The sequence below is a fragment of the Shinella sp. 20P9.1.1 genome (genome assembly GCF_057798995.1).
Genome location: NZ_JBYOLC010000002.1, coordinates 379,322 through 397,183, shown reverse-complemented (window position 1 = coordinate 397,183; position 17,862 = coordinate 379,322). Strand labels below are relative to the sequence as shown.

General features: G+C 62.9%; 18 protein-coding genes. 4 read left to right on the top strand and 14 right to left on the bottom strand.

Annotated features, from left to right (window positions below):
* Positions 1–24: 24 nt before the first annotated feature.
* The 4 genes from fliN to AC27VQ_RS05510 all read left to right on the top strand — a co-directional run bounded on the left by fliN (position 25) and on the right by AC27VQ_RS05510 (position 3,321).
* Positions 25–612: a flagellar motor switch protein FliN gene (fliN, locus tag AC27VQ_RS05525; protein WP_488715516.1), complete on the top strand. Its 588-nt coding sequence runs from the start codon at positions 25–27 to the stop codon at positions 610–612.
* Positions 613–642: 30 nt separating this feature from the next.
* Complete coding sequence (fliG, locus tag AC27VQ_RS05520) at positions 643–1,677, top strand: flagellar motor switch protein FliG (protein WP_313523554.1); 1,035 nt, start codon at positions 643–645, stop codon at positions 1,675–1,677.
* Positions 1,678–1,789: 112 nt separating this feature from the next.
* The gene (flhB, locus tag AC27VQ_RS05515) at positions 1,790–2,869 is read left to right on the top strand and encodes a flagellar biosynthesis protein FlhB (protein WP_488715515.1); all 1,080 of its coding nucleotides are present in this window, start codon (positions 1,790–1,792) and stop codon (positions 2,867–2,869) included.
* 5 nt (positions 2,870–2,874) lie between these two features.
* Positions 2,875–3,321, top strand: coding sequence for a hypothetical protein (locus tag AC27VQ_RS05510; RefSeq protein ID WP_313523549.1), 447 nt, complete (start codon positions 2,875–2,877; stop codon positions 3,319–3,321).
* A 56-nt stretch (positions 3,322–3,377) separates the two neighbouring features.
* Here the strand turns inward: AC27VQ_RS05510 and visR are convergent, their stop codons facing one another.
* The 14 genes from visR to AC27VQ_RS05440 all read right to left on the bottom strand — a co-directional run bounded on the left by visR (position 3,378) and on the right by AC27VQ_RS05440 (position 17,858).
* Positions 3,378–4,121, bottom strand: coding sequence for a transcriptional regulator VisR (gene visR, locus AC27VQ_RS05505; protein WP_488715514.1), 744 nt, complete (start codon positions 4,119–4,121; stop codon positions 3,378–3,380).
* Positions 4,122–4,132: 11 nt separating this feature from the next.
* On the bottom strand, positions 4,133–4,876 hold the full coding sequence (gene visN / locus AC27VQ_RS05500; protein ID WP_313523545.1) for a transcriptional regulator VisN: 744 nt from the start codon (positions 4,874–4,876) through the stop codon (positions 4,133–4,135).
* Between the two features lie 572 nt (positions 4,877–5,448).
* Positions 5,449–7,149, bottom strand: a complete 1,701-nt coding sequence (gene fliF, locus AC27VQ_RS05495) for a flagellar basal-body MS-ring/collar protein FliF (RefSeq protein ID WP_488715513.1) — start codon at positions 7,147–7,149, stop codon at positions 5,449–5,451.
* Positions 7,150–7,416: 267 nt separating this feature from the next.
* Positions 7,417–7,806, bottom strand: a complete 390-nt coding sequence (gene cheT / locus AC27VQ_RS05490) for a chemotaxis protein CheT (RefSeq protein WP_313523542.1) — start codon at positions 7,804–7,806, stop codon at positions 7,417–7,419.
* 89 nt (positions 7,807–7,895) lie between these two features.
* The gene (gene cheD, locus AC27VQ_RS05485; protein ID WP_488715512.1) at positions 7,896–8,450 is read right to left on the bottom strand and encodes a chemoreceptor glutamine deamidase CheD; all 555 of its coding nucleotides are present in this window, start codon (positions 8,448–8,450) and stop codon (positions 7,896–7,898) included.
* A complete protein-coding gene (locus tag AC27VQ_RS05480) occupies positions 8,447–8,836 on the bottom strand; it encodes a response regulator (protein WP_298099611.1) in 390 nt (129 codons plus the stop codon). Before AC27VQ_RS05480 ends, cheD begins: the two co-directional genes overlap by 4 nt.
* Positions 8,836–9,891 (bottom strand): protein-glutamate O-methylesterase CheB, encoded by a 1,056-nt coding sequence (cheB, locus tag AC27VQ_RS05475; RefSeq protein ID WP_421594365.1) that lies wholly within the window; start codon positions 9,889–9,891, stop codon positions 8,836–8,838. Before cheB ends, AC27VQ_RS05480 begins: the two co-directional genes overlap by 1 nt.
* A complete protein-coding gene (gene cheR / locus AC27VQ_RS05470) occupies positions 9,888–10,793 on the bottom strand; it encodes a protein-glutamate O-methyltransferase CheR (RefSeq protein WP_313532811.1) in 906 nt (301 codons plus the stop codon). The genes cheB and cheR overlap by 4 nt, the downstream gene beginning before the upstream one ends.
* Positions 10,790–11,254, bottom strand: a complete 465-nt coding sequence (locus tag AC27VQ_RS05465) for a chemotaxis protein CheW (protein ID WP_313532812.1) — start codon at positions 11,252–11,254, stop codon at positions 10,790–10,792. Before AC27VQ_RS05465 ends, cheR begins: the two co-directional genes overlap by 4 nt.
* Before the next feature lie 7 nt (positions 11,255–11,261).
* Entirely contained in the window at positions 11,262–13,547 is a 2,286-nt protein-coding gene (locus AC27VQ_RS05460) for a chemotaxis protein CheA (RefSeq protein WP_488715511.1), read from the bottom strand.
* Positions 13,548–13,570: 23 nt separating this feature from the next.
* The gene (cheY1, locus tag AC27VQ_RS05455) at positions 13,571–13,936 is read right to left on the bottom strand and encodes a chemotaxis response regulator CheY1 (protein ID WP_117368143.1); all 366 of its coding nucleotides are present in this window, start codon (positions 13,934–13,936) and stop codon (positions 13,571–13,573) included.
* Positions 13,933–14,232 carry an STAS domain-containing protein gene (locus AC27VQ_RS05450; protein ID WP_313532805.1) on the bottom strand — a complete coding sequence of 100 codons (300 nt, stop codon included), beginning with the start codon at positions 14,230–14,232 and terminating at the stop codon, positions 13,933–13,935. The genes cheY1 and AC27VQ_RS05450 overlap by 4 nt, the downstream gene beginning before the upstream one ends.
* A gap of 144 nt (positions 14,233–14,376) precedes the next feature.
* Positions 14,377–15,954, bottom strand: coding sequence for a globin-coupled sensor protein (locus tag AC27VQ_RS05445; protein ID WP_488715510.1), 1,578 nt, complete (start codon positions 15,952–15,954; stop codon positions 14,377–14,379).
* A 542-nt stretch (positions 15,955–16,496) separates the two neighbouring features.
* Entirely contained in the window at positions 16,497–17,858 is a 1,362-nt protein-coding gene (locus AC27VQ_RS05440) for an FGGY-family carbohydrate kinase (protein WP_488715509.1), read from the bottom strand.
* Positions 17,859–17,862: the final 4 nt, after the last annotated feature.

Here is a 17,862-nt window from a genome sequence, read left to right as displayed (position 1 = left end):
AGTTTCGAATGGAATAGTGGTCATATGGCACCGAAGAAAACACCCATCGCTGACGACATCATGTCTTCCATCAATGCAGGCGACCAGGAACTGGAGCAGGCGATCGACGACCTGCGCGGCGTTCTTCAGAAGGATGCCACCGGCTCGCTTGGTACGGACCTGACGGCGACCGACGATCCGCTCGCGGCCTTCGGCGGTGATTTCGGCAGCTCCGATTTCGGCGGTGCTGCGGCGACCTCCGATTTCGGCGGTGGCGCAAGCTTCAGCGGTTCGGATTTCGGCGGCGGCAACGACTTCGGCGGTGGCAATGATTTCTCCGCCGATCTCGGTGAGGCACCGCGTCCGGGCAGCGCGATGGAGTCCAACATGGACCTCATCATGGACATCCCGATCGATCTGCAGATCGTGCTCGGTTCGTCCCAGATGCAGGTTTCCAGCCTGATGAACCTCAGCGAGGGTGCGACGATCGCGCTCGATCGCCGCATCGGCGAGCCCGTCGAGGTCATGGTCAACGGCCGCATCATCGGCCGCGGCGAAATTACGGTTCTTGAAAACGACGACACCCGTTTCGGGGTGAAGCTCATTGAAGTGAAGAGTACACGCAAGGTCTGACACCCGGTTAAGGGTTCAGGGGGATAATCCATGATGGATTTCGAAAATTTCGGAACGTCCACGGCGCTTGGTTCGCCGCTATCGCCGGTCGAGAAGGCAGCAGCCGTTCTTCTTGCCATGGGCAAGGGCGTGGCCGGCAAGCTGCTGAAATATTTTACGCAAAGCGAGCTTCAGGCGATCATCGCCGCCGCGCAGAACCTGCGCGCCATCCCGCCGCATGAACTGATCGACCTCGTCAACGAGTTCGAGGACCTCTTCACCGAGGGCGCGGGCCTGATGGACAATGCCAAGATGATGGAAGGCATCCTCGAGGAAGGCCTGACGCCGGACGAAGTGGATGGCCTGCTCGGCCGCCGCGCCGCCTTCCAGGCCTTCGAATCGACGATCTGGGACCGTCTGCAGGACGCCGACCCGGTCTTCGTGTCGAAGTTCCTCCTCAACGAACACCCGCAGACCATAGCCTATATCCTCTCCATGATGCCCTCGGCCTTCGGCGCCAAGGTGCTGGTAGAAATTCCCGAGGCACAGCGCGCCGACATCATCAACCGAACCGTCAACCTCAAGGACGCGAGCCCCAAGGCGACCGCGATCGTCGAGGCGCGGATCATCGAGATGATCAATGCGCTGGACTCCGAGCGCAATTCGGTCGGTTCGAACAAGGTCGCCGACCTCATGAACGAGCTCGAAAAGTCGCAGGTCGACGAAATGCTGGCCTCGCTCGAAACGGTCTCGACCGAATCGGTCAAGAAGGTCCGTCCGAAGATCTTCCTCTTCGAAGATGTGCTCTACATGCCGCAGAAGAGCCGCGTGTCGCTGTTCAACGACGTCTCGGGCGACATCATCACGGCCGCCCTGCGCGGCGCCACGATGGAACTGCGCGAATCGATCCTGTCGTCGATCGGTGCACGCCAGCGCCGCATGATCGAATCGGATCTCGCCGTCGGCGACGGCAACCCGCGCGAAGTGGCGATCGCCCGCCGCTCGATCACCCAGGAAGCCATTCGCCTGGCTGCCGCCGGACAAATCCAGTTGAAGGAGAAGGAACAGGAAGCCCAGGCGGCCTGATCCACCTTGACACGACATCGCCGCAAGCGGAGCGTATCCAGCGGCCCGACTCTCCAGCAAGGGGTGTCGGGCCGTTTGCTTTTTGCTGCTTTATGCGGCACCGGGGTGCGCCATGTCGGACGAAGACAAAGACAGCAAAACAGAACTCCCGTCAGAGAAAAAAATCCGCGACGCGATGGAGAAGGGCAATACGCCCTTCTCGCGCGAGATCACCATCTTCGCCTCGACGCTGGCGATCTATCTCTTCCTCGTCTTCTTCCTGCCTGATGGCGTGGCGCGCATGAACGAGACGCTGCGCGATTTCTTCGAGCAGCCGGAGGCCTGGAACCTCAAGTCTGGCACGGATGTCATCGCGATCTTCCGCCATCTCGGCTGGGAGGCCGGCGCGCTGCTTCTGCCGATCCTCGCCATGATGATGATCTTCGGCATCGCCTCCTCCGTCTTCCAGAACATGCCGAGCCCGGTTCTCGAACGCATACGCCCGCAGATGTCGCGTCTCAGCCCGGTCGCGGGCCTCGGCCGCATGTTCGGCAAGCAGGGTATGGTCGAATTCGGCAAGTCGCTGATCAAGATCCTCATCGTCTCGCTGGTCGTCGGGATCGCCATGCGCGGCAACTATTTCGCATCGCTCGACACCATGTTCTCCGAGCCGGCGACGCTCATCTATCTGATGACATCAGACATCAACAAAGTCCTGATCATCATCCTCTTTGCGACCGCAATCATCGCCGGCATCGACTTTGCCTGGACGCGCTATCACTGGTTCTCCGAACTGATGATGACGAAGCAGGAAGTAAAGGAGGAAATGAAGCAGTCGCAGGGCGACCCGATCGTGAAAGCCCGCATGCGCTCGATCCAGCGCGACCGCGCGCGCCGCCGCATGATCACCGCCGTGCCGCGCGCCACGCTCGTCATCGCCAACCCGACTCACTTCGCCGTTGCGCTGCGTTATGTGCGTGAGGAAGGCGATGCGCCCGTCGTCGTCGCCAAGGGCCAGGACCTCGTCGCCCTGAAGATCCGCGAGATCGCCGAAGAGAACGGAATTCCCGTTTTCGAAGATCCGCCGCTCGCACGCTCAATGTTTGCGCAAGTCTCGGTGGATAGTGTCATTCCACCGGTGTTCTACAAAGCCGTGGCAGAGCTGATTCACCGGGTTTATGCAGCTTCGCCCCAGACCAGACGGGTAAACTAGATCCGATGAGAAAATGCACCTACTCCGCCGAGCGCGAGAAGATTGTCGCAGAGGCAATCTGCCCGGTCGCCACTGAGCTCAGACTGCTCGATGCCGCCGATCTCGTCTCGCTGTTGCGTTTCGAGTGCTACGGGAACCTGGCCGACCTCGTCTCTTCGGCTGCGGAGCTGTATTTCCTGCCCGGTACGATCAATTTCGGCGCCGGCGGCGACTATCGCCTCGACTGGGATACGGAGCCGGAGGTGACGCTGGACATGGAAATCCGCCCGCAGGGCGTGACGGTCTATGCCAAGCTGTTGCTGCAGAAGGACACGGCCGGCGTGGAAGTCACCCATGTCGCCTTCAACGACCCGTCGCCCGATCCGGACGACAACACCGCTTTCCTGCGCAAGAGCCTGGCCGAATCGCGTTACGTGAAATCCGGCCCCGCGGCATCGCAGCACGCCCATTGAGCCTGCGACCGGGCACAAAAAGAAACGGCCATGGTGTCCATGGCCGTTTTCATTTGTCAGGTGATATAGCCGAGGCGGATGGCCTTGGCGATGGCCTGGATGCGGTTGACCGCGTCGAGCTTGGTCGTTGCCGTGCCGAGATAGGCATTCACCGTATGCACGGAAAGGCCCATCTTTTCCGCGATGGCTTCGGAGATGCAGCCGTCGCCGGCCATCTGGAGGCAGGCGATCTCGCGTTCGCTCAGCGCCTCGGACGGCAGCAGCTTCTTCTCGTCGACCGCCAGCATGTCGATCAGGATCTGGCAGCTCTTCATATGCATATCGACGACGAGGTCGCTCGAGGGCGCGATGAAGGCGCCGGTGAAGACGACATAGCCGTTGCCATGGGCGCCCAGACGCACCGGGAAGGCAATGCCAGACCAGGACAGGAGCCGCGCCGGAAGACGCACCGTGAAGGGTTCCGCGCCGGGCTCGACGAACTGGTTGTCGCCCGCACCCTCCCAGATCAGCGGCAGCATGGAGGCTTCGAGATGGGCGAGCATCGTCGGGCCATAGGCCTCGATCAGCGCGCGCGCATTGCCATCGACATCGTTCGCCCAGTTGTGCAGCGACAGCGCCAGCCTACGGGCCGAAGGCAGGCCGTGGCCTGCGACCCGCAGCACCGCGAAATGTTCGGCGCCGAGAATGGTCTGCATGACCTGCAAGCGGGAAACGAAATCGGATGCACGCGCCGCTTTCGGCGGTCGCGCGAGCCGGATTTCCGTCTCCAGGGCAGCGGGGGCGGAAAGCTGGATACCCATGGCGGTTCTCCTCAGACCAGGCTGTTGCGAACGGCCCAGGCGATCGCTTCGGACCGCGTCTTCGTCGCGGTCTTGCGCATCACGCTGGTGATGTAATTGTTGATCGTGTTGCGGGATATGCCGAGGATGACGGCGATCTCGTCGCTCGTCTTGCCTTCGGCGATCCAGTAGAGGCACTCGATCTCGCGGTCCGTCAGGTCCATCTCGCGATCCTGCTTGAGGATCGCGCCCTGGCAGCAGACGCTGGCGAAATAGCCGGTCACGACGCCGACATCGCGCAGCTTGCTCTGCGAGAGGATGAAATGCTCAGGGAAGAGCAGCACGAGCGACATGCGCACCCGCCCGACATGGAAGGCGATGGCGCAATATTCGCGGCTGACGCCCGAGGGCACCGCGATCTCGTCGCTCAGATGGGCAAAGCAGGGTTTGAGAAGGTTCAGGCACTTGTCCAGTTCGCTCATGCGCGACTGGCCGGCAACGATGGCACCGGCAATGGTGCGCACCATGTCGAAGGGCCAGTCCGAAGCGACGACGGCCTCCAGCCCGGCTTCGGGTGACACGTCGTGACGAACGAGAAGATAGTGGGAGGCACTGACGTAATCGGTCAGCGCCCGCAATCCTTGGGACAGGCCGGCGCGATTGGCGCAGCGCCCGAGATGTTGAACCAGAAGCTCACGCGCACTCTTACGCTCACCAGACTCGGCGGAGAATCCATAGGATTCCCAGGCCGCGACATCCGACCGGATTGTTTCCATGATAGCCCCCTGTTCCGATTCCGAACGGAAAATTCCTGCCTCCTTCCCGTCTGAAATCCGGAACCGTCCGAACTCCCCCCGATCAGGCCGCATCAGCAAGAATCACCAAGCGAATCAGTGACTAAAGTGTACATCGACCACCGCTAAAAACCACCGCCCTCTTCTCGGGATTTACTTTTGAAGGCTTCTATGAGTCGCCAAGCTTCAGGTGATTTGCCTTGCCGGCAGAGAGCGGATCCGTCGGCGGCGGATCGTTTAAGATATTGTTAACTATGCAATATTTGAAAGACTTCATCATGCTCGCCGGAAAAAGCCGGCGTTCATTCGATTCTGGATTGCAGTACGATGCAGGCTTTCACAACCGGCCGGGCCGAAAAATATTTTTCGCGGCCAGTCTTATCGATTCCCCTTCAACCGCAACAGGAGTCCAAGGGCGAAAAAATTGCTTCAATGGGCAGGATCAGCGTTGCCGAAAAGCGACATCGGTTTCAAAAACTGCGAAGCACCAAATCCTCAAACAAAAGACGCGACCGTCTCCGGCCGCGTCTTCATTCGTCTTTTCTGGAAAGCCCTCAGGCGGCTTCCTTCTCGATGGACCACTTGCGCAGGATCTTGGCAGCGCGTTCTTCGCTGATCTCGACCATGCGGCTGAGGCGGCGCTCCGGGCCTTCCTTGACGCGACGGTTGAAGGCACCGTCGCCTTCGTCGCCGGCATTGAGCAGGTCGTCCGTGCTGTCGAAGCCGAAGTCCGCGCCGAAGCCGTCCATGAGCGTCGCACCGGGGCCGCCCATGCCGCCCGTTGCCGGGGAGAAGTCGGGCAGTTCGAGACCGGCTGCATCGCTTTCCAGCGCATTGCCCGCCGCAGCGCCACCGCCGGTGACCGACCGGACCGCCGGGCGAAGACCGAACCAGACCACGACCACGGCCACGCCGAGGAAGGCGAGCGCATTGATGATGCCACCGAGGTTGCGCGTCAGGGTTTCCATGACGCCCGGGCCCGGCACAGCCTCGTTGAGCAGTTGGTGATCGAGGAATTCCATCGCATTGATCGTAACGACGTCACCGCGCTCGGTGTTGAGGCCGGCCGCCGAGGAGACGATCTTCTGCATGTCGGCGATGTAGGCGTCGACCTTCGCCTGGTCGGCCGGTTCGCCGACCATAGCTGCGATGCGGGCGCGATTGACGACGACGGCAACGGAGAGCTTTTCGACCGCAAAGCCGTTGCGCGTGGTGGCGACGGTCTTGCTGTTGATCTCGTAATTGGTCTGCTCTTCCTTCTTGTCGGCCTCGTCGCTGGACTTCTGGCCATCGGCCTTGCCCTGCGGGCCGCCCTGCGGAATGTTCTGCTCGACGGTCGCGGCCTTGTTGTCGGCCTGCTGCTGCGACTTCTGCGTTTCCCGCGTCACGCGGACCGAGCGCTCGACGCGCGATTCCGGATCGTAGACGGTTTCCTGGATCTGCTGGGAGTCGGTGTTGAGCGAGGCGGTAACGCTGGCGCGGAAATTGTCCATGCCGAGGAAGGGCGCGAGCGCCTTCTCGATATTGCGCTCGACTTCGCTTTGGATGGTCTGGACGGCGGTCAGCGAGCGGTTTACCGCGCCGTTCTCGTCGTCGTCGCCGGAGGCGAGAAGCTGGCCGGCGGAATCGAGGATGGTCACGCCGTCCACTTCCAGGCCCGGCACGGAGGCGGCGACGAGGTGACGGATGGCGGCGGCCGACTCACGGCCGGCCTGCGCGCTCGCGCGGATCATGACGGAGGCCGTCGGCACCTGTTCGGCTTTGCGGAAATTGCCGCGCTCCGGCATCACGATATGGACGCGGGCGGCGGCGATGCCGGAAATCTGCTGGATGGTGCGGGCGATTTCACCTTCAAGGGCACGCACACGCGTCACTTCCTGCATAAAGGAGGTGAGGCCGAGAGAGCCGACCTTGTCGAAGAGCTCGTAGCCGGCATTCGCGCTGCTCGGCAGGCCGCGTTCGGCGAGATAGAGCCGTGCCTTGCCGGTCTGGCCGACGGGCACTTCGATGCTGTCGCCTGCGGTTCCGGTGTTGAAATCGATATTGGCTTCAGCGAGCGCCAGGCTGATCTGGTTCATGTCGGACTTTTCCAGTCCGACATAGAGCGTCTCGTAGGAGGGCTTGTTCACCATGATCCCGGCGGCGAGCACAAGGCCGACCGAAAGGATGGCGGCGCCGGCCAGCATCGCAAGCTTCGCCTGCCCCAGCGAAGCCAGGTTCTTGTAGACTTTCGTCAACTGTTCCAACAGATTCATTCTGTTCCCGCACGGACTTGGCGTCTTGCCACCTGGCTAACATGCCGGTGCTTGCGAGACGCATTTTCAATTTCGTGGGACGGAGCCGGCACATTTCCGCACGCGCCGATCTGCCCCATGGAATACGCGGACCTAACTGATCCGGCCTGGAGACTAGACGGCGAAACTTGCGCGAGCATGGCGTAGCCGCGCGTGCGGAGCGGGCGCTCAAACGAAAGACGGCGCCGCAAGGGCGCCGTCTTGGTAAAGAATATCGTTCCAGATCAATCAGAAGGCTTCGAAATCACCCGCGGCCTTGCCGAGCGGCTGCGAATGGCCGTGGCGCATGCCGTTGCTCAGCGCCTTCTGCATGTCGGCAAGCTTCACCAGGTTCAGCGCCGTCGTGATATCGACGATGCAGCTGTCGGGAATGCTGGCGGTGATCGTGTCGATGAACTCGGCAAGCCCGCGCGTCTTCTGGACGGCAAGGTCGATGCCCTGCAGAACCATCATGCGCTCGAAGGCATGTTCGGGCACATCGCCATGGATGGCGGCCAGCTGCGGCTCGATGCGCTCGATGAGATAGGCGACATCGTGCAGTTCGGACACGATGCGCATCAGCACATCCGGAAGGGCTTCCTCCATGGCATTTGCGGCACTCAGATACTCGGCTTGCATGGGTGACCCTTTTTTGTACGAGCCGGCGGATGATGGGACCGGCAACGCAATACTGTTCGTACATGTCCGTCCGGCGGCGAAACCGCCGCTCAGAAGAATTCGATCGAGCTTTCGACGGGCTTTGCGACGGGGACCGGCCGCTGTTCCAGCGCCACCGTCTTCTGCGTTTCGACGCCCGTCAGCGCATATTGACGGGCCCGGCCGCTCGACGGCCAATATTCCAGCTTGCGCCCGTGCTCGCCGCCCGTGCTTTCGCCCATGACCTTGATGCCCTCGTCCATCAGGAACTGGCGGGCGAACAAAGCATTCTGCTCGCCGACATTGGAGAAGCGGGCGATGGTGCGTGCGCCGCCGAAGATCTTGGCCTCCAGCCGGTCGCGCCGCGCGCCCTGCTTCAGGAGGCCGTTGATCAGAAGTTCCATCAGATGCACGCCGTAGCGCGTGGCGTCGCCGCCCGAGGCCAAGGCCTCCGCGGAGCCCGGCAGCAGGAAGTGGTTCATGCCGCCGACGCCAATGACCGGGTCGCGCATGCAGGCGGCCACGCAAGATCCGAGAATGGTGGTGAGCACCACATTCGGGTCGTTGATGACCTTATATTCGCCCTGAATGACATGGACGCGGCGCGTCCCGGCGTCTGTTATCATTTCAATGCCCCGAACACGGCTTCGATGGCCGCCTTCATCTTCTCGATGGTGAACGGCTTGGCGAGAACGTTGTTGGCACCGAGGGCTGCCGCCTTCTGCACCAGCGCACGGTCGCCCTGCGCGGTGAGGATGATGAAGGCCGCCTTCTTGGTGTTGGGGTTCGACCGCACCGCCTGGAGGAATTCGATCCCGTCCATCTTCGGCATGTTGAAGTCGGAGATGACAAGATGGTGCGGCTGCTGGGACATGATGGCCATGCCCTGCGCACCGTCACCGGCTGCCGTGATCTGCTTGAAGCCGAGCTGTTGCAGGGCATCACCCAGCAACAGGCGACTGGTCACCTGATCATCGACGATGAGGACTTTGATTTTTTCAGCGATAGACATTATTCGCTCCCTTCTCTGCGGGCGGCAGTGATCTTCAAGATTTCCTCCCCGATGGAGGAAAGTGGAAACTGGTGTTCGACTGCACCCAATTCGAAAGCCACTCTCGGCATTCCATAGACGACGCAGGTTTTTTCGTTCTGACCGATGGTCCGCGCCCCTGCATGGCGCATTTTCAGAAGGCCGCTCGCCCCGTCCCGGCCCATGCCGGTCAGGATGACACCGACGGCGTTGCGGCCGGCAAGCTCGGCCACCGAATCGAACAGCACATCCACCGAAGGACGATGGCCGTTGACCGGATCGCGCTCGATCAACCGGCAGCATGGCGCATGCGGATTGGCGATCTGGAGATGGCGGTCACCTCCCGGCGCCAGATAGATCTTGCCGATCTCGAGCCGCGCACCGTCGGTCGCCTCCTGCACCACGGGCGCGCAGAGGCGGTTCAACCGCTCGGCAAAGCTCTTGGTGAAGGTCGGCGGCATATGCTGCGTGATGACGGTCGGCGGGCAGTTGACCGGGAATTTCTGCAAGACCGCGATCAGCGCCTCGACGCCGCCCGTCGACGAGCCGATGGCGACGACACGGCGGCCGGGCCGGTAGGCGGCGGCCGGATTGACGTTGGCCGAGGTCGGCGCCAGCGGCGGCGGTTCGGCGTGGAAGCGGCGCTGCGAACGGGCGGCGGCCTTCACCTTTTCGGCGAGGTCGCCGAACGGGCGGGCGTCCCCCGGCTGCGGCTTGCCGACGCAATCGAAGGCGCCGATTTCCAGCGCCATCAGCGATGCCTCGGCGCCGCGATGGGTGAGCGTCGAGACCATGATGACCGGCATGGGCCGGAGCTTCATGATCTTGTCGAGGAATTCGAGCCCGTTCATGTTCGGCATCTCGATATCCAGCGTCACGACGTCTGGATTGAGTTGCTTGATCGCGTTGCGGGCTTCCATGGCGTCGCCGGCCTGGCCGATGACGTTGACGTCGGGATCGGAATTGAGCACGGCCGTGATGAGACCGCGCATGGTCGGAGAATCGTCGACGACGAGTACGCGCGCTGGTGCCATTATGCGCCCCTCCTATACTTGCCGGTGTAGCGGTAGGTCGTGATGCCGATATTGTCGAACTGGTTCTTCGCCTCGCCGGAGACGCGCTCGGAATGGCCGATATAGAGATGGCCGTTGTCGCCGAGCATGCCGGCGAAGCGCGACCAGATCTTCATCTGCGTCGGCTCGTCGAAATAGATGACGACGTTGCGGCAGAAGATGACGTCGAACGGCCCCTTGAACGGCCACTGGGCCATCAGGTTCAATTCGTTGTAGGTGATGAGCTTCTTCACCCGGTCGTCGACCTGCCACTTCTGGCGGCCGCCGCCGGCATCGACTTCGCGGAAGAACTGCTTGCGCATCGCCGGATTGACGGTTTCCAGCGCATTGGCGTCATAGGCGCCGGCGCGGGCGATCGCCAGGATCTTCGGGTCGATATCCGTCGCGAGAATGCGGAAGTCATAGTCCGCCGCGTTCGGCATCATCGAGAGAACGGTGAGCGCGATCGAATAGGGCTCCTGCCCGTCCGAACAGGCGGCCGACCAGATGCGCACGCGACCGCCGTTGCGGGCCCGCGCCAGAAGCTCCGGCAGGACGTCGCTTTTCAGATGGTCGAAGTGATGGTTCTCGCGGAAGAAGCGCGTGAAGTTCGTCGTAAGATGCGACAGCATCTCCTTGCGCGGGCCTGCACCGGCCGGCGAGGAGACGAGCGCGCAGTATTCGCGAAAACCCTTCAGGCCGAGCTGGCGGATATGCTTCGACAGGCGCGAATAGACCAGCGAGGCCTTGGTCTCGTTGAGATAGATGCCGGCATCCGCATAGATCATGGCCGCAATCTCGGACAGGTCCCTGCGGGTCAGCGGGTATTCGCCGCTGGCAAGGCACTCGTCCGGAGACTGTCTGGTATCGAAGGCCGGATGGGTCATGCAGCTTCGCTTTCGGAATGCGGGAACAGGGCATCGAGTTCGATATTGCAGATCATCCGCCCTTCGAGGGCGAAGATACCGCGCGCATAGGCCTTGGCCGCCTCGTTGGCGATGTCGGGCGTCGGCTGCATGTTGTCGTCGGTCACGGTCAGGATGTCGGACACCGCATCAACCAGCAGGCCCACCACTTTCGGCCCCACCTGGGCGACGATGATGACGTGGCGCACCGTCGGCTCGGCCGGCTTCATGCCGAGCCGCAGCGACAGATCGACGATCGGCAGCACGGCGCCGCGCAGGTTGATGATGCCGAGCACGTAGGAGGGGGCATGCGGCATCGACGTCGCGGGCGTCCAGCCACGGATCTCCCGGACCGACATGATGTTCACGCAGAACTCCTGATCGCCGATCCTGAAGGCGATCAGTTCGCGTCCGTGACTATGATTGTTGACCGCATACGACATTGGATGATCAACCCGTGGCAGCGAGCGAGACGTCTTGTTTCAGGGACTGGCCGCGCGAAGCGGCAACCACCGCGTCGACGTCCAGGATGAGAGCCACGCGGCCGTCGCCGAGAATGGTCGCGGCGGCGATGCCCGGCACGTGGGTGTAGTTGGCTTCCAGGCTCTTGATGACGACCTGACGCTGGCCCTGGATCGCATCGACCATAAGGGCGCGCTGGCCGCCGCCTTCCGATTCGACGAGCAGGGCGACGCCCTCGATCGGATTGGCCTGCGTGGCGCGGAAATTGAGGATCCGGCCGACATCCACCAGCGGGCAGAACGAGTTGCGGATCGAGATGAGCCGCTGCGAGGCACCGAAGGAATGGATGGCGGAGGCTTCCGGCTGCAGCGTCTCGACGATGGCCGTCAGCGGCACGACGAGCGTCTGGCCGGCGACCGTGACCACCATGCCGTCGAGAACGGCGAGCGTCAACGGCAGGCTCATGGTGAAGACCGAGCCCTGGCCGGGCTTCGAGGAGATCGAGATGCGGCCGCCAAGCGCCTGGATCGAGCGCTTGACGACATCCATGCCGACGCCGCGGCCGGACAAGTCAGACACCTTGTCGGCAGTCGAGAAGCCTGCGTGGAAGATCAGGTTGTCGATTTCCTCGTCCGACAGGTTGGCGTCGGCCGCGATCAGGTCGTTGTCGATGGCCTTCTGGCGCACCTTCTCGCGGTTGATGCCGGCGCCGTCGTCGGCTAGCTCGATGACAATCCGGCCCGAACGGTGTTTTGCCGTCAGGCGAACCGTGCCTTCCGGGTTCTTGCCGAGGGCTTCGCGCTTCTCGGGCATTTCGAGGCCGTGGTCGACCGCGTTGCGGATCATGTGCGTCAGCGGCTCGGCGAGCTTGTCGATGACGGTCTTGTCGACTTCGGTGTTCTCGCCTTCGGTGATGAGGCGGACCGACTTGCCGGTTATATCGGCGATTTCGCGGACGGTACGGGCCATGCGCTGGAAGACCGGCTTCACCGGCTGCGCGCGGATGGCCATGACCGAATCCTGGATCTCGCGGGTGAGCTGCTGCAGCTCTTCGAGACCCATATTGATCGAGGACGTGCCGTTGGCGTCGTTCTCGACGACGCTCTGCGAGAGCATCGCCTGGTTGATCACGAGTTCGCCGACGAGGTTGATCAGGCGATCGACGCGGTCGAGATCGACGCGGATCGTCTGGCCTGCGGCAGCGGCCTGGCTGGCCTGGGCGGCACTGGCGGCCGATGCGGCAGCGGAGGCTGCCTTGTTGTCGGCAGCGCGGCTTGCGGCCTGCGCGACCTTGGTGGCGGTTTCTGCGGCAGCGACGGCGGCGGCCGCGTCGCTTTCCATGACGGCCGGCTCGTCACCGGCGGCAGAGCCACCTTCGTCGAGCATCGACAGGTCGAAGGGCACCGGCTGCATCGGCTGTTCTTCGTTTTCCGTCACCTCGCCAACGACGTCTTCCTCGATGGTCTGGATATCGAGATCGCAATCCCACTCGGCGAATTCGAAGACGGAACGTACGCCGTCCTCGCCCTTTTCGGTGGTGACCGAGATCTTCCAGGAGAAATAGGCTTCCTCCGGATTCATCTTGTCGAGCGTCGGAAGGGCGTCCATATCGCAATAGACGCTCATCTCGCCGAGGCGGGAGACGTCGCGCAGCAGGAGAACCGCTTCGTTGCCCTTGGCGTAGAGGTCCTTCTTCGGCTTGAAGGCGATCTGGACGGTCGGCATATAGTGGCCGACCGGCTCCTCGTCGAAATCACCGAAGGTGAACGGGATAGGCTGGAAGCCCTCGTCGTTGACCGGCGGTTTTTCGACAACCACCGGCGCCGGGGCGGCCGCCTTGGGAGCAGCGGCTGCGGGCTTCGGGGCCGGGGCTTCGGCCGCGGCCGGAACCTCGCCATGAGCGAGCGCTTCCAGTTCACGGATCAGGGTGCGGCTGCGCGCTTCATCGACGCTTCCGCCGTCGCGCGCCGCATTCGTCAGGTCCGCCAGGACGTCGGCCGATTTGAGCATGACCTTCAGGACATCCTGGGTCGGCTCCAGCTTGTTGGATCGAACGCAATCCAGTGTCGTCTCGAACACATGGGCGAAGGAGACGAGGTCATCGAGGCCGAATGCACCGGCACCGCCCTTGATCGAATGCACGGCACGAAACACGGCGTTGACCGTTTCCGGATCGCGATCCCCGTCATTCAGCTTCAAGAGACCGGATTCCAGTTCGGCGAGCTGCTCCTCGCATTCCTGGAAAAAGATCTCTTTGATTTCGTTCATATCCATCGGGAGTAATCCTGGCTGAGGGATTAGGCGGTAACGCGCTCGATTGCGTCGATCAGCTTGGTCGGATCGAAGGGCTTGACGATCCAGCCCGTCGCACCGGCCTGACGGGCGCGGTTCTTCTTCTCGGCATCGCTTTCGGTGGTCAGAACGAGGATCGGGATCGCTCGGAACTTCTCGTTGCGGCGCACGCCTTCGATGAAGCCGAAGCCATCGAGGCGCGGCATGTTGATGTCGGTGACGATGACGTCGGGATTGGCATTCTCGAGGACTTCAAGGCCCTCGACGCCGTCTTCCGCCTGGATGGTCTCGAAACCCGCATTGTTGAGGGTCACGAGAAGCATGTTCCGGATTGTCCTGGAATCATCCACGGTCAAAACTTTTTTCTTCATTGCCCAGCCTCCTGTGCCAGCAAGTGATCAATATTCACGCCGATAAGTTGCATTGTCTTCATGAAAGGGTCGGAAACCTTGCCGAAGGTGAAAGGCTTGCCTTCCTCCTCCCAGCTCTTGGCGCCGGCCATCAGAACCTGGACACAGAGCGCGCCGACCCGCTCGACCGCCGAGGCGTCGATGAGGAGCGGATTGCCCTTGAGGCCCATGAGCTGCTGGTGCAGTGCCGTCGCCTCGTTGAGATCGAGCACGGGGGCAAGGCTTAAACTTTTCTGAGCGGCTTTCTTGCTCGCCATTACCGGGTTCCTTGTATGAGCCAGTTTCTCGGGCTGCGTCTGTCTGAGGTCATCGTTCCCCCGTTCGGCGCGGGCGGCAGGCCTTCTTCCGAAGTCTGGCTGCGCGTCGTGGAGAACCAGTGCCTGGGTTGCCGCTTCGCCATCTCACCCTCCAAAGCCGACGGCGCGTGCCGTCAGGAAATCGAGGGGAGCGGCATCCGTCGCCACTTGTTCCGCAACGACACGCGGCGCCGGCGGGGCGGTGCGAACCGGGCGGGCCTCGCGCTGCGCGGAAACGCGGAATTCGCGGATCGTGCGGCCGAGTTCGAGGATGACGGTATGAAGATCGCGGCCTTCGGAACCGATACGGCCGGCGTCCGAGGCATCCGCTTCCAGCGCGCGGCTGGTGCGGCCGATATCGGCGGTCACGCCGTCGAGCCCTTCGGCATCGACGGCGCTTTCGCGCACGATGCCGGTAATGGCATCGTTGATGCCCTCGACCTGACGCACGATGTTGCCGATTGCATCCTGCGTGCGGTGAACATGCTCGACGCCGGTCTCGACCTGCGACTTGGTGCTGGTGACGAGCTGCTTGATCTCGCGCGCCGCGTCGGCGGAGCGCTGGGCGAGCGCGCGGACTTCCTGCGCGACGACAGCGAAGCCGCGACCGCTGTCGCCGGCGCGGGCCGCCTCGATACCGGCGTTCAGCGCCAGGAGGTTGGTCTGGAAAGCGATCTCGTCGATCACGCCGATGATCTGGCCGATCTTTTCCGCCGAGGCCTCGATATCGGCCATCGCCGACATGGCCTCGCCGACGATGTTGCCGCTCTTGGTCACCGAATCCTGCGTTGCGAGCGCAGCGGACTGAGCCTTGCGGGTTTCATCCAGCGTCTGGCGCACGCGCCCGACGATGGCGCCGAGCGCATTGGCGGTTTCGATCAGGCTTGCCGACTGCTCGGCGGAGCGGGCCGAAAGGCTGCCAGCACCGGAAGCAAGCGCACCGACGAGGCGGTCGCTTTCGGTGGCGCGGTCGGCGGCGGAGGCAAGGTGCTTCTGGATCTCATCCAGCGCGCCGTTCAGCGTGTCGGCCATGTCGCGCCACGCCTCGGGCATCTCGCCGGAGACGCGGGCGGAAAAATCGAGGGCGGAGAGGCTGCGGATCGTCTCGCCGAAAACGCGGTCGAGTTCGGCGCGGTCCTCGCGACGCTGGTCGGCAAGGGCGCGGCCGTGAGCGTGGCGCAGCTCGTTGAAACGCAGCGAAACGCCGATTTCCGCATCCACCATGGCGGTGCGGATGAAGGCGGAGACAAGCTCGGTCAGCTCCTTGCGGCGGGCCTTGCCGGCGCCGGGCAGGATGGATTTCGGCCAGTATTCCTCGATCAGGCCGGAGACGACCGTTTCGAGCACGACCGAATGGCCGGCAATGCGCCAGCGCGGGTCGAGACCCATCTGGCTTTCGCTGTCGGAAAGAACTTTTACCCGCTCGGCATAGAGGCCATCGAAGCGTCCGTCGGTCAAAACACTCCAGTGGGAGCTCTGGAGGTCGTGCAGACGGTCGATCTGGCGCTCGCTCTGGAAGTGGCGGGCGGCATCGGGAAAGGTCTGGAAACGCTGGAAGAGATCGCGAAGCGCGGTTTCGACATGCCGTTCGAGCGTCTGGCGGTGGCGGCGGAGCGTTTCGCCCTGGGCTGCTTCGACGCCGGCAAAGCGCAAACGGTCGCGCAGGCTGGCTGCCTGTCCCATTCGAGCGTTTTCTGCCGGCATTTCCTGCACCAGTATGCTCCCAAACCAACGATGCCCGGTTGCGCTTGTGAGCGAACCGACCGAATTCTCGCATGGCGGAAAGGTTGCAAACCAAACGTGCTCTCAAAGCACGGGGCACCCGTCGATCCATGATCAAATTCTGTGAAACTCGAATACCGGCTTTGATCCGGTACGGCGGTCGGCATCATGCCTGGGTGAGAAATGGCGAATTTCCCATTCCGACGCGTAGAACCATGTTTATGGTTAATTCCTTGCCTGAAGGTTAATGCTTTATGCCTTGCTTCGCGGATCGCTAAAATTAAACACACCGCCGTAACGTCAGCTACACGCAAGCTCGCGCGCGTAGGGTGTCCTTATGAACTGACAATGATGTCAGGAGGAACGGACAATGATTGTTCTGGCATTGGGCGCCACGGTGATTGCAGCGGCAACGCTGGCCGCCATCACGCTTCTTCTCGATATCGACGCCGGCCGCGCCCCGGCCAAGGCCCGGGTTTTCTAAACCCCGCCGGCGATCACACTCAAGCCTCGTCGGCAAGAGCGCGCCAGCGCGCCGCATAGTCCGCCGCGCCCGGCGGCAGATCTTGCGCGACCGAGACCAGCGTCGGCTCCGGTGCGCTTCCCGCCGCAAGGCAGGCGGCGCCGATGCTCGTGCCCGTGGCGCTGCCACCGGCCAGCACGTCCCGGCCCGTCGCCACCCCCAGCATCATCAGGAAGGCCCGGTTGGCGGCAAACGGTCCCTCGACGATGACGGAGCCATCGGCGCCGATGAGGTCGAGGCAGGTCGCCGTCATCAGCGCGAGGTGGAAGGCGATCACGGCCTGCGCCTCATCGTCGCTAAGGGCGTCGCGCGGAACGGTCCAGCGCGCTTTGCGGCCGGGATAGGGTCCGGACTCCTCCGGCATCGACGGCAGCAGCATGGCATCGCGGTCCAGCACGGCGGCGATGGCGGAGGCCGGAAGGTCGCCGGACTTGCCGCCCAGCGTCGAAAAGGCCCGGCCGCCCATGAAGCGCGAGGACGGCACAGGATCGCCGAGCGCGTTGACATTGATCAGCGTGTCGCGTGCCTCGTCCAAAACGACCTGTTTTCCGCCGATCGCCATGACCACGACCCAGGTGCCGGTGGAGACGACCGCATAGGGCGCCTTTCGCGTCAGCACGTAGGGCAACAGCGAGGCATTCGAATCGTGGATGCCGCAATGAACTGGCACGTCAGGCCTGAGACCCGCCGCCGCCGCGATTTCGGGTAGGATCGGCCCGAGCGTATCGCCTGCCTTGCGCACCGGCGGCATCAGCTCCGTCCAGCCCTCGTCTTTGACAAGGCTGGAGAAGCAACCGTTGCGCGGTTCCCAGAGGTCGGCATGGCAGCCAAGCGAGGTGACCTCGCTGGCGGCGATGCCGGTCAGGCGGAAGGACCAGTATTGCGCATACATCAGGATATGGCGCGTTCTGGCGAAGGCTTCGGGGAAACGCGTCGACTGCCAATAAATCTGCAGGCCGGCATTGAGGCCCATTGGCATCATCGGCGTCCCGCTCTCGGCGAAGGGCGGGCGGATTTTCCGATAGACCTCCGCAGCCTCCTGCGGGCCTTCGTGCTCATAGTCCAAGACCGGCAGGACAAGGTGGCCATCCTCCTCGACCAAGGCAGCGGTCGCACCATGCGTCGTGATGGAGATGGCGTCGATCGGGCGTTCGCGGTTCAACGCGGCAAGGCTCTCGACGATGAAAGCCCAGAGTTTTTCCGTATCGAAATGCGGATAGGGCGCGGCGTTGACCACGCCGTTCGGCATGGTGCGGGCGGCGACCTCGCGAAAGCTCATGCCATCGACCAGCACGACCTTGGCATTCGTCTTGCCGATATCGACGACGGCGATGGTCTTCATCGGC

Bases quoted from the DNA above. Each gene is read 5' to 3' on its own strand.
- AC27VQ_RS05460 (WP_488715511.1), bottom strand. From the start codon at position 13,547: ATGGATATGAACGAAATCAAAGAGATCTTTTTCCAGGAATGCGAGGAG.
- fliF (WP_488715513.1), bottom strand. From the start codon at position 7,149: ATGAATCTGTTGGAACAGTTGACGAAAGTCTACAAGAACCTGGCTTCG.
- AC27VQ_RS05445 (WP_488715510.1), bottom strand. From the start codon at position 15,954: ATGGGACAGGCAGCCAGCCTGCGCGACCGTTTGCGCTTTGCCGGCGTC.
- AC27VQ_RS05465 (WP_313532812.1), bottom strand. From the start codon at position 11,254: ATGTCGTATGCGGTCAACAATCATAGTCACGGACGCGAACTGATCGCC.
- cheR (WP_313532811.1), bottom strand. From the start codon at position 10,793: ATGACCCATCCGGCCTTCGATACCAGACAGTCTCCGGACGAGTGCCTT.
- visN (WP_313523545.1), bottom strand. From the start codon at position 4,876: ATGGAAACAATCCGGTCGGATGTCGCGGCCTGGGAATCCTATGGATTC.
- cheY1 (WP_117368143.1), bottom strand. From the start codon at position 13,936: ATGAAGAAAAAAGTTTTGACCGTGGATGATTCCAGGACAATCCGGAAC.
- AC27VQ_RS05510 (WP_313523549.1), top strand. From the start codon at position 2,875: ATGAGAAAATGCACCTACTCCGCCGAGCGCGAGAAGATTGTCGCAGAG.
- flhB (WP_488715515.1), top strand. From the start codon at position 1,790: ATGTCGGACGAAGACAAAGACAGCAAAACAGAACTCCCGTCAGAGAAA.
- fliG (WP_313523554.1), top strand. From the start codon at position 643: ATGATGGATTTCGAAAATTTCGGAACGTCCACGGCGCTTGGTTCGCCG.
- AC27VQ_RS05450 (WP_313532805.1), bottom strand. From the start codon at position 14,232: ATGGCGAGCAAGAAAGCCGCTCAGAAAAGTTTAAGCCTTGCCCCCGTG.
- cheD (WP_488715512.1), bottom strand. From the start codon at position 8,450: ATGATAACAGACGCCGGGACGCGCCGCGTCCATGTCATTCAGGGCGAA.
- cheT (WP_313523542.1), bottom strand. From the start codon at position 7,806: ATGCAAGCCGAGTATCTGAGTGCCGCAAATGCCATGGAGGAAGCCCTT.
- AC27VQ_RS05480 (WP_298099611.1), bottom strand. From the start codon at position 8,836: ATGTCTATCGCTGAAAAAATCAAAGTCCTCATCGTCGATGATCAGGTG.
- fliN (WP_488715516.1), top strand. From the start codon at position 25: ATGGCACCGAAGAAAACACCCATCGCTGACGACATCATGTCTTCCATC.
- visR (WP_488715514.1), bottom strand. From the start codon at position 4,121: ATGGGTATCCAGCTTTCCGCCCCCGCTGCCCTGGAGACGGAAATCCGG.
- AC27VQ_RS05440 (WP_488715509.1), bottom strand. From the start codon at position 17,858: ATGAAGACCATCGCCGTCGTCGATATCGGCAAGACGAATGCCAAGGTC.